The sequence below is a fragment of the Winogradskyella costae genome (assembly GCF_013403865.1).
Taxonomy (GTDB): Bacteria; Bacteroidota; Bacteroidia; order Flavobacteriales; family Flavobacteriaceae; genus Winogradskyella; species Winogradskyella costae.
Map to the genome: position 1 here is coordinate 1,670,210 of NZ_JABFDK010000001.1, position 14,458 is coordinate 1,684,667.

Genomic DNA, 14,458 nt, shown 5'->3' on the forward strand with positions numbered 1-14,458 from the left:
TCTTTCATACTAGAATTCTAAGTGTTCTAATGAAAATAATTTTATTACATTTGGTTTTTCAACATTTCGTCATAAATGATTACACACATAGAGGGTAAACTTGTAGAAAAAAATCCGACAGACATTGTTATAGATTGCAATGGTGTCGGTTATTTTATTAATATATCATTACATACGTATTCTCAAATTCCAGATAAAGAGCATATAAGAGTTTACACATATCTTCAAGTTCGTGAAGACTCTCACAGTTTATATGGGTTTTCGTCTAATGTTGAACGCGAAATTTTTAAACTACTAATTTCTGTAAGTGGCATTGGTACTAACACAGCGCGTACTATGCTGTCGTCGTTATCCCCAGATCAAGTAAAAGAAGGTATTGCGGGTGGAGATGTAGCTTTAATTCAAAGCGTAAAAGGTATAGGGTTAAAAACAGCACAGCGTGTTATTATTGATCTCAAGGATAAAGTGTTAAAAGTCTATGGTATGGACGAACTTTCTGCTATAGCAAACAATACACACAAAGATGAAGCGTTATCAGCATTAGATGTTTTAGGATTTAATAAAAAACAATCCGAAAAAGTTGTCGATAAAATTTTACAAGCCCAACCAGACGCCCAAGTGGAGCAAATTATAAAAGAAGCTCTAAAAAACTTATAATGCAATTGAATAAAACTCTACATAAACAGCGCTTCTCCTATCGATACTTATGCATATTAGCTTTTACAATGCTAATTGGTAATTCGGTTATTGCTCAGGAAACAGAAACAGAACAAGACTCTACAAAGACAACATTTGCATTTGGAAAATTAAAGATGCCAAATCCAAATAGCATTGTTTCAAAATACACCTATGACCCTGTTTTAGACCGTTATGTCTACTCTGAAAAAATAGGGAATTTTAATATTAACTACCCTTTAATACTTACACCAGAAGAATTCCAAAAACTAGTGTTAGAAGAAAAATTAAAGGACTATTATAAGAAAATGGCTGATGCTAAAGCTGGACAAAAAGAGGGTTCAGAAGAAGATCAGAAAAATTTATTGCCCGAATTTTACGTGAATTCAGGCTTATTTGAAACCATATTTGGTGGCAATACCATAAATATTATTCCACAAGGTTCTGTGGAGGTCGATTTAGGAATATTATTCTCAAAACAAGATAACCCTTCCTTTTCCCCAAGAAACAGAACGAATTTTACTTTCGATTTTGACCAAAGAATTAGTTTAAGTTTATTAGGTAAAGTGGGAACTCGTCTTCAAGTAACAGCTAATTATGATACCGAAGCTACTTTTGATTTTCAGCAAGTTGTAAAGTTAGAGTATACTCCAACCGAAGACGATATCATCCGTAAAATTGAAGTCGGTAATGTTAGTATGCCTCTTAATAGTTCATTAATTACAGGTGCTCAAAGTCTTTTTGGTGTTAAAACAGAATTGCAATTTGGTAAAACTAGAGTTACGGCAGTATTTTCTGAGCAGCAATCGCAATCTACATCAGTTGTAGCTGAAGGTGGTGGAACTGTTGAAGAATTTGAGTTTTTTGCACAAGACTACGATGAAAATAGACACTTCTTTTTAGCGCAACATTTTAGCGAAACTTATGATAAAGCGTTACTACAATATCCTTTTATAGATAACCAAGGACTTCAAATTACGAGAGTAGAAGTTTGGGTAACCAATAGAAACAATCAAACTGATAATGTAAGAAATATTGTAGCATTTCAAGATTTAGGTGAATCAAACAATTCACCAGATAAAACAGGCTTACCTTTTGATAACTTGGGCAACCCAATTCCAGGTTTTCCAGCTGCAACATTTTTTAACGTCCCAGCAAATTCATTTCCAAACAATAAAAATAATGATTTAGACCCAACAGCAATTGGAACGACATCTATATTGAATCAAAATGTAAGAGATATCACTAATGTAGAAGCTGGTATTTCTGTTAGTGCAAACGAAGGTTTCGATTATGGAAAATTAGAATCTGCGCGAAAGTTAGTTGAAGGACAAGAGTATGTTTTAAATGAAAAATTAGGATATATTTCTTTAAATCAACGTTTACTTAATGATGAAGTTTTGGCTGTTGCATTTCAATATACTATTGGAGGTGAGGTGTTTCAGGTGGGTGAATTTGCCAATGATGGTGTCGATGCTACGACGGTAGATAATACATCCGGAACAGAAGTTGTGAATAACCAAAGTTTGGTTCTTAAAATGTTAAAAAGTGCAGTCACTTCAGTAAATCAGCCGATTTGGGATCTAATGATGAAAAATATTTATGATACGGGTGCTTACCAATTAGATCAAGAAGATTTTACATTAAATATCTTTTATACAGAATCGTCGGCGCTAAACTATATAACACCAGTTGTTGTTGGTGGCGTAGAGGTTCCGTTTCCAACTTTTGATAATAACACCGTTAATACCGCTGATGATACTGAAATAAGCGAAACCCCATTAATTCGACTTTTCCATTTAGATAAATTGAATTACAATGGCGACCCGCAAGAGCAGGGGGATGGTTTCTTTGATTATGTAGAAGGTGTTACGGTATTATCACAAAACGGTAAGATCATCTTTACCAAATCGCAACCTTTTGGACGTTATTTATTCGATGTTCTAGATGATGATGGTAATCCAAATAATAACGACTTGGACTACGAAGATATAGCTGATACGCAAAGTGGTTATAATGAGAATCAAAAGAAATATGTTTATGATATTCTTTATAAATCTACTAAAACAGCGGCTTTAGATGAAGCGGAGAAGAATAAATTCCAAATAAAAGGGCGTTATAAGAGTAGTGGTGGAGATAGTGGTATTCCTTTAAATGCGTTTAACGTGCCGAGAGGTTCCGTAACTGTAACAGCAGGTGGACGAACACTTGTAGAGGGTGTCGATTACACTGTAAATTATGCATTAGGTCGTGTAGAAATTTTAGATGAAGCTTTAAAAGCCTCTAATACTCCAATTAATGTATCAGTAGAAAATAATGCTGTTTTTGGTCAACAAACAAAACGATTTACAGGGATTAATGTAGAGCATCAATTTGATGATAATTTTGTTTTAGGGGCAACATTATTAAATCTTAATGAGCGACCAATAACGCAAAAAGCCAATTATAACTCAGAACCAATAAATAACACCATTTTTGGATTTAATGGAAACTATTCAACAGAGGTTCCTTTTTTAACACGAATGGTTAACAAGTTACCAAACATAGATACAGATGTCCCCTCGGACCTTTCAATACGGGGTGAATTTGCCTATTTATTGCCTGGAGCTTCAAATGGTGCTGATTTTAATGGAGAAGCGACAGCTTATATTGATGATTTTGAAGGTACACAAGGTTCTATTAATTTATTGAGTCCCTTATCATGGACTTTATCTAGTAGGCCAGTAGATTTACCAAATACAATTCCTGGAAGCGACGCTAACGGCATTGAAAACGGTTATGGTAGAGCACTTTTAAATTGGTATACAATCGACCCTATCTTTTATAGCAACCAACGTCCTGATGGCATTACAGATGATGATGTCTCAGACTTGTATACACGTCGTATTTTTATTGAAGAAATTTTCAATCAAGACATTGTTCAAGGGCAGACATCGGTAATCAATACATTAGATTTAGCGTATTATCCAACAGAGCGTGGTCCGTATAACTTTGATCCGGGAGCAGCTAATGGTAACGCTTTAGATCCAACAAGAAGTTGGGCAGGTATTACAAGGCAAATCACCTCTACTGATTTTGAACAAGCCAATGTTGAATACATTGAATTTTGGGTGCAAGACCCATTTTTAGATAATCCAGGAAATACAGGAGGTAAATTATATCTTAACCTTGGTAATATCTCAGAAGATATTTTAAAAGATGGTAAAAAACAATTTGAAAACGGCTTACCAGAAAATGGTGATGTTTCAACATTAACTAGAACTGATTTTGGAAGTGTGGTGCCACAAAATCAGTCACTAATTTACACGTTTGGTACTACAGGTGCAGAGCGCACAAATCAGGATGTAGGTTTTGATGGTTTTAATGATGCCGAAGAATTGTCTGAATTCGGAGCACAATTTGGAGAAGATCCTTCAAATGATAATTATCAGTACTATTTAAACACAGATGGTGATATTTTTAACCGCTATAAAAAATATAACGGTACAGAAGGTAACACGCCAGAGACTTTTTCAGATACTAATAGAGGTTCTACAACACAACCAGATGTTGAAGATATCAATAGGGATAATACGATGAACACTATTGATAGTTATTATCAGTATGAGGTAGATATTACTCCATCTAGTTTAAATTTAGATAACCCTTACATCAATGATGTTAAGGAAAATGTGCAAGTTACTTTACCTAATGGTGATATTAGGAGTGATGTAAAATGGTATCAGTTTAGAATTCCTATTGCAGATAGCGATATACGTGAAGCTGTTAATGGAATAACCGATATTCGATCTATACGATTTGCACGTTTATTTGTGTCTGATTTTACACAAAATACGGTCTTACGTTTTGCAACTCTAGATTTAGTGCGTAGCGATTGGAGACGTTATACGTTGGATTTAGATAATGATGATACTAACGAAAGTCCAAACGCAGAATTTAATGTTGGTGTTGTTGGTGTACAAGATAATGCGGGTTATGAACGGCCACCGGGAGTTGAGCAAGAAGAACTTAATAATAACAATACAATTGTAAGGCAAAATGAACAATCATTAGTCCTTCAGGCTTGTGAGCTAAGGCCTACGGATTCTCGTGGGGTCTACAAAAATATTAATGTAGATATGCGTCAGTATAAGAAACTGCGAATGTTTACACATGCAGAAGCTCAAGAAGGGTCGATGTTAGAGGCAGGTGAAATGATTGCATTCATAAGAATGGGTAATGATTTTACTCAGAATTATTATCAGATAGAAGTGCCGTTGTTACCATCAACTGACGCAGAAGGAAGTGTTAGAGAACGTATTTGGCCAGAACAAAATGAAATTAATATTCCTTTAGAGTTTTTACAAAAAATTAAAGCACTTGGAATTTCTAATCCTAATTTAAATAATGAAGATCCTACGTTTTATAATATAGTAGATGGTGTGCTTGATGAAACACCATTGACGACTTTAAATCAACCTTATAATGATATTGTTGGAACTCAAAAACAACGTATTGCTATTAAAGGAAATCCAAACTTTGGTGATATTAGAGTGTTAATGGTAGGTGTTAAAAACTCTGGTTCAACGGGAATGAATTCGTGCGGTGAATTTTGGTTTAATGAACTGCGTATGTCTGATATGGAAAATGAAGGTGGTTGGGCAGCTGTTTTAAGTATGGATACTAAAATTGCAGATTTTGCAAGTATAAGTGCAACAGGAAGAAGAAGTACTGTTGGTTTTGGTGGTATTGAGCAGGGGCCAAGTGAACGAAGTTTAGAAGATGTGGCACAATACGATGTGGTTACTAATGTGCAGTTGGGACAATTATTACCGAAAAAATGGGGAGTTCAGTTGCCGTTTAACTATGCTCAGAGTGAAGAGATGATTACTCCTAAATTCGATCAATTATATAATGATCTTACTTTAGAATCAAGATTGGATGCAGCAAATTCTAGTGCAGAAGAAGATATAATTAGGTCACAATCCGAGGATTATACTAAACGAAAAAGTATTAATTTTATTGGAGTAAGAAAACAGAAAACGGGGGATTCTAAAAGCCGTTTTTATGATGTAGAAAACCTTACATTAAATTACTCCTATAATAAGGTAGAACATCGTGATTTTGAAATAGAGAATGCCTTAGATCAAACAGTCAGGGCAGGTGCAAATTATAATTTTGCTTTTCAGCCAATAAAATACGAACCTTTTAAAAAGAACGATTCCTTATTTACTGGTAAAAATTGGAAAATTTTAAAGGATTTTAATGTCAACTTATTACCATCTAGTTTTTCTGTTGCTTCTGATGTTAACAGACAGTTTAATAAACAGAAATTTAGAGAGGTTGATTTAGTTGGAGGGAATATTGGTATCGAAGAGTTGTATCGAAGAAACTATACTTTCGATTTTCAATACGCCATTAACTATAATCTTACAGATGCCTTAAGTTTAAATTTTAATGCCGCCAACACAAATATTGTTCGTAATTATTTTATTGACGACCGTATTAATGGATTGCAAGATCCAGAACTCGATGTTTGGGATGGTTTATTTGATTTCGGTGATCCTAATTACCAGACACAACAGCTTCAGGTAAATTATGAACTGCCACTATATAAAATACCCGTTCTAAGCTTTTTAAGGGCAACTTATGCATATAGCGGTGCATTTCAATGGCAGAAAGGATCGGATTTAAATACGGGATTGCAAGTTGAAGACCCTGATAACCTAGGAGTTTACACCACTGTGAATTTAGGGAATTCAATTCAGAACTCAAACACGCATAATATTAACACGACTCTTAATATGGAGACGCTGTATAAAACCTTAGGGTTAGTTAAAACAGGGAATCAAAATGCCAGAGGAAGAACCAGAACTACGGCAACAAGAAAGCGCCCTGGGACGCCAGACACTGAAAATGAAAAAGGTGCAAAAGCTGATGATGCTAATGAGCTAAGTACCGGAAAAAAAGCGTACAATACCTTTGTTGATGTTGTTACTATGGTGAAACGTGTTCAGTTTAGTTATGCGGAAAATAACGGAACATATCTACCAGGTTACTTGCCAACACCAGGCTTTATAGGAACATTAAAGCCTACCTTGGGTTATACTTTTGGTAGTCAAAGTGATATTAGAGGTTTAGCGGCGAATAATGGATGGTTAACTACTTTTGGGGATTTTAATGAACAGTATACAGAGATAAAGAATAAGACGCTAGATTATTCAGTTAATTTAGAGCCTATGCGCGATTTAAAAATTGATTTAACAGGGAATAGAACCTATGCAGAGAATATCTCAGAAAGTTTTATAGCCCCAGATAATAATGGTGATGGTTTAAGTGATACATATGAAGATTTAATCACTAACTCTTTTGGAAATTTTATGATTTCTACCGCATTAATCAAAACAGCGTTTAGTAAAAGTGACGAAAACGGATCTGCACCTTTTGATGATTTTAGAGCGAATCGATTAGTTATTGCCAATCGATTAGCGAGAGACTTTTATGGAGAAACGCCATTTGTTAGAGATGCAGAGGGCTACCCAGAGGGTTTTGGTAAAAATAGCCAACGTGTTTTATTACCAGCATTTTTATCTGCTTACCAAGGATCTAATCCAGATAAGGTAACTACTAGTGCTTTTAGGGATATTCCAATTCCAAACTGGACGTTGAAATATACTGGTTTAATGAAATTACCTTGGTTTAAAAGAACCTTTAAGCGTTTTTCTGTGCAACATGGATACAGATCGCGTTATACTATAAATCAGTTTAGAACTAACTTAGATTATGACAGCGATGTGGACAACTTAATTTTAGATTCGGGGACTGGTATTGGTTCTGTAAATAGTCTAAACCAAGATGCCAATGGAAACCTTAAAAATCAAACGCTTTATAGCAACATTAACTTAGAAGAACAGTTTAGTCCGTTAGTGCGTTTAGATTTTGAAATGAAAAACTCGGTAAAGGTCTTAGCGGAAGTGAAAACAGATAGAACGTTATCTCTTAGTTTTGATAACAATTTAATGACTGAAATTCAAGGAAAAGAATACACACTTGGACTAGGATACCGTTTTAAAGATTTAAGAATTCGATCGCAACTTGCCGGACCCCAACAAATGATTGTAGCTGATTTAAATATGAGTTTAGATGTTACCATAAGAGATAATAAAACCATTATTAGGTATTTAGATTTAGAAAATAATCAAATTACAGCGGGTCAAACTATTTTGGGGCTTAAGTACAACGCCGATTATGCGTTTAGTAAAAACCTAACGGCTATTTTTTACTTCGATTATACATTCTCAGAATTTGCTATTTCAACATCATTCCCACAGACCTCTATAAGGTCAGGGATTACATTACGTTATAATTTTGGTAATTAAGTTTGAATTGAAGCTATTAAAAATTTACATTTGCTTTATAAATAATATATCAAGTTAAAGATGAATACACCATCAGAATTAAAGTACACTAAAGACCACGAATGGATCAAAATTGAAGGAGATATCGCTACAATTGGTATTACCGATTTCGCTCAAAGCGAATTAGGTGATATTGTTTATGTAGAAGTAGATACTTTAGATGAAGCATTAGAAGTTGAAGAGGTATTTGGTACCGTAGAGGCTGTTAAAACAGTTTCAGATTTATTCTTACCACTGTCAGGTGAGATTATTGAATTTAATGAAGGTTTAGAAGATGAGCCTGAAAAAGTGAATTCAGATCCTTATGGTGAGGGTTGGATGATAAAATTAAAATTTTCAGATGCATCTCAAATAGATGATTTATTATCTGCAGATGCTTATAAAGCACTTATCAGTGGTTAAAAAAACGCTTTTACTCCTGTCAATAGCTTATTCGTTGACATTGGTTATTGCGAGTTTAATAACATTGAATGGCGTGCCAAGTTTAGGCTCTTCATTCGATGATAAGATTTATCATATTGTTGCTTATCTAGGTTTAACATTATTATGGGGACTTTACGTTAAACATTTTAAGAAAAACCGATTACTTTATATCGTTTGTTTTGCTGCTATCTTTCTAGGATTTATCCTAGAATTGCTACAATACGTTGTTAATCCTAATAGGACTTATGATACTTATGATTTAATAGCAAATAGTATTGGTGCTATATTTGGTACATTAATTGTAGGTAAAATAATTAGATATAAATTAAATTAACTTAAAGCCTTGTTTGTTTTACTATTATTTAGTTAAATTAGCGATGTTGTATTAAAAAATTATATTATGAAACCTAAAAAGAATCACAAATCAGACGTAAGTAGAAACAGTTCACTGTTTTTTGCTGTTGGTCTTGCCTTAATGTTGGGTATAACCTACATGGCTATAAATTATAAAACTTACGATAAAGTTGATGTTATTGCTGACTCGTTAAATTTAGATGATGAATTAGACGAAGAAGTGCCAATTACAGAACAAATTGTAACACCACCACCACCACCACCACCACCACCTGCAGCTCCAGAAGTGATTGAAGTGGTTGAAGATGAAGAAGAGATAGAAGAAACTGTGATAGAGTCAACTGAAACTGAAATGGAAACAGAAATTGTGGAAGTTGAAGAAGTTGAAGTAGCAGAAGTTGAAGAAGACTTAGAAGTTCCATTCTCAGTTATTGAAAATGTTGCTGTTTTTCCAGGTTGTGAAAAAGAAAAAGGAAATGCAGCTAAGAAAAACTGTATGAATGATAAGGTTAATAAGTTCATTGGTAAAAAGTTTAACACTGATTTAGCTGGAGATCTAGGATTACCTCCTGGTAAAAAAAGAATTTTTGTTCAGTTTAAAGTGGATAAATCAGGTAACATAACAAGTATTGTTGCTCGTGGGCCACACCCTGGTTTAGAGAAAGAAGCAAAACGTGTTATAGGACAATTACCTAAAATGCAACCAGGTAAACAAAGAGGGAAAGCAGTGGTAATGCCATTCTCTATTCCAATTGTTTTCCAAGTACAAGATTAAGACGTTAATAAAATTATTCTTATATAAAAATCCCGTTCAAACTTAATTGAGCGGGATTTTCGTTTTGGTATGCTTATTGTGACTTTGACATAATATTAACATTTAAATCTTAAATATTATGAAAAATTCTAAAAAAGACTTCGGTGTTGCTGGTCAGAGCGCTACCGAGGTAAAGAAATCACAAAAGCATGATGCAAATTTACAAAAAAACTCAAGCCTTTATTTTCAAATTGGGCTGATTCTTTGTCTATTGGGGACTTATGCCCTTTTCGAAATGCAGTTTCAAGAAAAAGTAATTACCATTGACACTATAGGTGACAACGAATTGGCTGTAATTGATGTTATGTCTGCTGTCGTCCCTGAGGTTGTTCAACCTGAAAAAATAGAACCAAAAGTTGAAAGAAGTACCAAGTTAATTGACGTGTTTAAAGAAGTTAAAAATGAAAAAGAGCTCGTAGAGAAAGAAATTATTACTCTAGAAGAAAGAAAACCTGAAACAAAACCATTTGTGCCGAGTAGTCTGCCAGAAACCACAGACCCGGTAGATGAGGATATCTTTGTGCCATTTACCTTAATCGAAAAGGTTCCTGTATATCCTGGTTGTGAAAAATACACTAATAATAACGACCGAAAAAAATGCATGTCAGATAAGATTACCAAATTAATTGGAAATAAATTTGATGTTGGTGTCGGTTCGCAATATGGTATTTCGGGAAGACAAAAAATATCTACCCAATTTACAATTGATAAATTTGGGAATGTTACAGATATTAAAATTAGAGGACCACACCCTGCTTTAGAAAAGGAAGCGAGTCGAGTACTTAATAAAATTCCTAAGATGGAGCCGGGGCTGCAGCGACAAATACCTGTCGGTGTTATATATACATTGCCTATTGTTTTTGATTCTAGGAACTATTAAATTATAATATTCATATAATCTAAAGCCGCTATTTTTATAATGGCGGTTTTTTTTATACAGTATTAGGTCCATCGGTTACTGAAAAATTTAAGTATCTTTCGCCCATTAAAATTTAGTCCTTTATGAAGCGCATTGTGCTATTTGCTATTCTGTTAACGACCGCCTTTGGTTATACTCAAACCTTATTGACTTACGAAAAATCTCCTGTATTTCAGCAATGTGATTCTGTTGCTGTAAATCAGTTAAAATCGTGCTTCAACTTTACCTTGAATTCTTTTATTTTTGAAAATTTTGAAATACCCCAAATCGTATTAGATGAATCTTACGTAGGGGATGTTAAAGTATTATTTGAAGTTAATAATGAAGGTGAGTTTAAAGCGATTTATACAGATGCTATTTATGAAGAATTAAAAGTCGAAAGCCAACGTGTTTTTAATTTGCTGCCAAAAATACAACCTGCAACCTATAACGGTAATCCCACATTTGTTCAATATAGCATTAGTATCGCTATTCCATTAACTAAACCCGTAGAGGAGGTGTTGCAACGACCGGTTGACGTTAAACTTACAGAGAAAGACAGCCTCAATGCTGTTTTATCAAATGAATTCGATGATGTTGATAAGGCAATAACAAATTACGAAAAATTAGAGTACAGTAGTCAATTAAATGTGCCTTTTACACATTCATATTATGCACATTTTGATGATGAAATGAATGCTATAGGTACCAATAGCCATACCGCAGCTAAACCTTTTGTATATAGCGATGTGGCAAGGTATTACGATATTAAGGCTGAAAAAGAGAGCTTAGCTAAGGACACTGATACGTGGGTAGGAAGAAAAGTATTCAATGAACATTTAGTAGAAATACAGGGTGAAAACTATTGGTTTACCGTAGATCCTATTTTAGATTTACAAGTAGGTAAGGATACTGAAGCCGATTTTAATTCAACTTGGAATAATACCAGAGGGGTTAATATACAAGCCGGCTTAGGAAAACGATTTAATTTAACGGCCTCCGTATATGAGAGTCAAGGTCGTTTTGCCGATTATTTTAATCAATATGCTGAAGCGTTGAGACGCGGAGGTGGCGAACCAGCTATTATTCCCGGTCGTGGAATTGCGAAGCGTTTTAAGGAAGATGCTTATGACTACCCAGCCGCTGAAGCTTATTTGTCCTATACGCCTGCAGATTTCTTAAATGTACAATTTGGTCATGGAAAAAACTTTATAGGTGATGGTTATAGGTCTCTACTTCAGAGTGATGTTGCTAGTCCTAATCCATTTTTAAAGTTAAATGCAACTTTTTGGAAAATAAAATATACTAGCACTTGGATGTGGCTAAAAGACGTACGACCAGAAGTTGAAGTGGATGGTGCATTTTTAACTAAATACATGGCCAATCATTATTTAAGTTGGAATGTTTCTAAACGATTAAATATAGGTTTCTTTGAGTCTGTAATTTGGGAAAACACCAATGAGCGAGGTTTTGATGTTAACTATCTTAATCCAATTATCTTTCTTCGCGCTATTGAATTTCAAACTGGGCAAGATGCCGGAAATGCTATTTTAGGTTTAAGTTCTAAATACAAATGGAATAATAAAGTGAATCTCTACGGACAATTTATTTTAGATGAATTTTCGTTGAGTGATGTTAAAGCTGGTGATCAAAGCTGGAAGAACAAATTTGGCTATCAAGTAGGTGTTAAATATTTTAATACGTTTGATGTTGATAATTTGTTACTTCAGGCGGAGTATAACCAAGTGCGTCCTTATACCTATTCGCACAACACGCAAGTTCTTAATTATGCTAGTTTTAATCAGCCAATGGCACATCTATGGGGTGCGAATTTTAGAGAACTAGTGCTAATAGGTCGTTATAATTATAAGCGTTGGTTCGGTGATGCTAAATTTATAATTGGGCAACGTGGTTTTGATTTTAATACCGCGGACGATAGCTTTTCTTACGGAGGTGATATTTATAGAGATTATAATGATCGTAATGCGGATACCGGAATAAAAATTGGCCAGGGCAATAAAACCAATAGCTTTATGACAGAGGTACAGGCAGGCTATTTACTGAATCCGGCAACAAATCTAAAGCTATTTACTAATATTATATACAGAGATTTTAATCCAGAGGCAATAACGGCATCTACAAAAGATTCCAATACGCTTTGGTTTAGTATTGGGATACGTACGGACCTATTTAACTGGTATAATGATATCTAATAAATAAATTTTTATAGAAGTCAACCATATAATTTGTTTTAATGTTCTACTAAGCATAGCGCTTTTTGTAAAGCTCAGAGACACCAGGTTTACATATTAATAAAACTAAAGTTTAACGTTGGTCAGAATCAATTTTCAAACTATCTTTGCTGTCGCTTTTAAAAGAAACAAAATCGTATAGTTTGAGTTATACAAAATCTTCGATATCAACAGCTTCTGTGATAACAGATTTCAAGGAAATTACCAAGATGGGTTTATCCCTAAGTGTAGTTTTTTCCTCTATTGCTGGCTATTTTCTTGGGGCAGAAACAATAAGTTTTACGACAATCGCTTTATTGGCTTTTGGTGGTTATTTTATGGTTGGAGCTTCTAATGCATACAATCAAATCATTGAGCGCGACTTAGATGCCTTAATGGATAGAACTAAGAATAGACCAATTCCTGCGGGTAGAATGTCTGTAAATACGGCATTCATAATTGCAGCTACATTTACAATTTTAGGTTTAATTACATTGTATATCATTAATCCTAAAACAGCCATGTATGGTGCAATCTCTATCTTTTTATATACCAGTGTTTACACTCCTTTAAAAACAAAAACGTCTTTGGCTGTGTTTGTCGGTGCTTTGCCTGGAGCAATTCCATTTATGTTAGGTTGGGTTGCTGCACGTAACAGTTTTGGTATTGAAGCAGGAACTTTATTTGCGATACAGTTTTTTTGGCAATTTCCACATTTTTGGTCTATTGGCTGGTTTTTACACGACGATTATAAGAAAGGAGGATTTCATATGTTACCAACAGGAAATCCGGACAAAGGAACTGCAGTACAAATTATTATGTATAGCGTTTGGACTATTATTGTATCCTTAATTCCTGTTGTGGGATTTACAGGTGATTTAAAATTATCAATTGTAGGCGCTATTCTCGTATTTATACTCGGTTTGGTAATGTTGGTTTATGCGATAAGATTATTTAAAGAACGTTCCATAAAAGCAGCAAAACAACTCATGCTATCTAGTGTGTTTTATATTACATTATTGCAAATTATATACGTTGCAGATAAATTTTTAAGATAAATGGATTTAACACAAGGTACACAGCAAGTTAAAAAAGCACGATCTAAAAAGATGATGCTATGGTTTGGTATTGGCTCATTAATTATGTCATTTGCTGGTTTAATTAGTGCATTTATTGTGAGTAGTAAACAACGGCTGAACGAAGATTGGTTGATTGATTTTCAATTACCGAATGCCTTTTTTATAAGTTTAGTGCTTATTTTGTTAAGTAGTTTGACTTTTATTTTAGGAAAACGGGCTTTAGAGCAAAATAAAATGCAAATGGTAACAGTTTGGTTATTTGTTACGCTTGGATTAGGTATTGCGTTCGTATACAGTCAGTTTGCTGGTTTTGGTGAGATTATCATGTCTGGTTATTATTTTACCGGACCAACAAGTAATATTACAATGTCTTACATTTATGTTATAGCAATATTGCATATAGCGCACGTCATTGCTGGCCTAATATGTCTGATTGTTGTAATTTATAATCATTTTAAACAAAAGTATAACTCCAACAATATGTTGGGTTTTGAACTAGCTGCGAATTTTTGGCATTTCGTAGATATGCTTTGGCTTGTGCTCTTTTTGTTTTTATATTTTTTTAGATATATAATTTGATTATTTTT

At 34.1% G+C, this 14,458-nt stretch carries 9 protein-coding genes; all 9 read left to right on the forward strand.

Features of this window, described 5'->3' with window-relative positions; genetic code table 11:
- Positions 1-75 precede the first annotated feature (75 nt).
- The 9 genes from ruvA (at position 76) to HM986_RS07135 (ending at position 14,450) form a co-directional block, all read left to right on the forward strand.
- Positions 76-657, forward strand: a complete 582-nt coding sequence (ruvA, locus tag HM986_RS07095) for a Holliday junction branch migration protein RuvA (RefSeq protein WP_179334334.1) — start codon at positions 76-78, stop codon at positions 655-657.
- Positions 657-8,033, forward strand: a complete 7,377-nt coding sequence (sov, locus tag HM986_RS07100; protein WP_179334335.1) for a T9SS outer membrane translocon Sov/SprA — start codon at positions 657-659, stop codon at positions 8,031-8,033. Before ruvA ends, sov begins: the two co-directional genes overlap by 1 nt.
- 60 nt (positions 8,034-8,093) lie before the next feature.
- Positions 8,094-8,474, forward strand: coding sequence for a glycine cleavage system protein GcvH (gene gcvH / locus HM986_RS07105; protein WP_179334336.1), 381 nt, complete (start codon positions 8,094-8,096; stop codon positions 8,472-8,474).
- A gap of 34 nt (positions 8,475-8,508) precedes the next feature.
- Entirely contained in the window at positions 8,509-8,829 is a 321-nt protein-coding gene (locus HM986_RS07110) for a VanZ family protein (RefSeq protein ID WP_179334337.1), read from the forward strand.
- A 66-nt stretch (positions 8,830-8,895) separates the two neighbouring features.
- Entirely contained in the window at positions 8,896-9,624 is a 729-nt protein-coding gene (locus HM986_RS07115; RefSeq protein ID WP_179334338.1) for an energy transducer TonB, read from the forward strand.
- A gap of 118 nt (positions 9,625-9,742) precedes the next feature.
- Positions 9,743-10,543, forward strand: a complete 801-nt coding sequence (locus HM986_RS07120; protein WP_179334339.1) for an energy transducer TonB — start codon at positions 9,743-9,745, stop codon at positions 10,541-10,543.
- A gap of 122 nt (positions 10,544-10,665) precedes the next feature.
- A complete protein-coding gene (locus tag HM986_RS07125; RefSeq protein ID WP_179334340.1) occupies positions 10,666-12,774 on the forward strand; it encodes a gliding motility protein RemB in 2,109 nt (702 codons plus the stop codon).
- Positions 12,775-12,956: 182 nt separating this feature from the next.
- A complete protein-coding gene (gene cyoE, locus HM986_RS07130; protein ID WP_179334341.1) occupies positions 12,957-13,850 on the forward strand; it encodes a heme o synthase in 894 nt (297 codons plus the stop codon).
- Positions 13,851-14,450 (forward strand): cytochrome c oxidase subunit 3, encoded by a 600-nt coding sequence (locus HM986_RS07135; RefSeq protein WP_179334342.1) that lies wholly within the window; start codon positions 13,851-13,853, stop codon positions 14,448-14,450.
- Positions 14,451-14,458: the final 8 nt, after the last annotated feature.

Coding starts and splice junctions, on each gene's coding strand:
- HM986_RS07125 (WP_179334340.1), top strand. CDS start 10,666: ATGAAGCGCATTGTGCTATTTGCTATTCTGTTAACGACCGCCTTTGGT.
- HM986_RS07115 (WP_179334338.1), top strand. CDS start 8,896: ATGAAACCTAAAAAGAATCACAAATCAGACGTAAGTAGAAACAGTTCA.
- ruvA (WP_179334334.1), top strand. CDS start 76: ATGATTACACACATAGAGGGTAAACTTGTAGAAAAAAATCCGACAGAC.
- gcvH (WP_179334336.1), top strand. CDS start 8,094: ATGAATACACCATCAGAATTAAAGTACACTAAAGACCACGAATGGATC.
- sov (WP_179334335.1), top strand. CDS start 657: ATGCAATTGAATAAAACTCTACATAAACAGCGCTTCTCCTATCGATAC.
- HM986_RS07120 (WP_179334339.1), top strand. CDS start 9,743: ATGAAAAATTCTAAAAAAGACTTCGGTGTTGCTGGTCAGAGCGCTACC.
- HM986_RS07135 (WP_179334342.1), top strand. CDS start 13,851: ATGGATTTAACACAAGGTACACAGCAAGTTAAAAAAGCACGATCTAAA.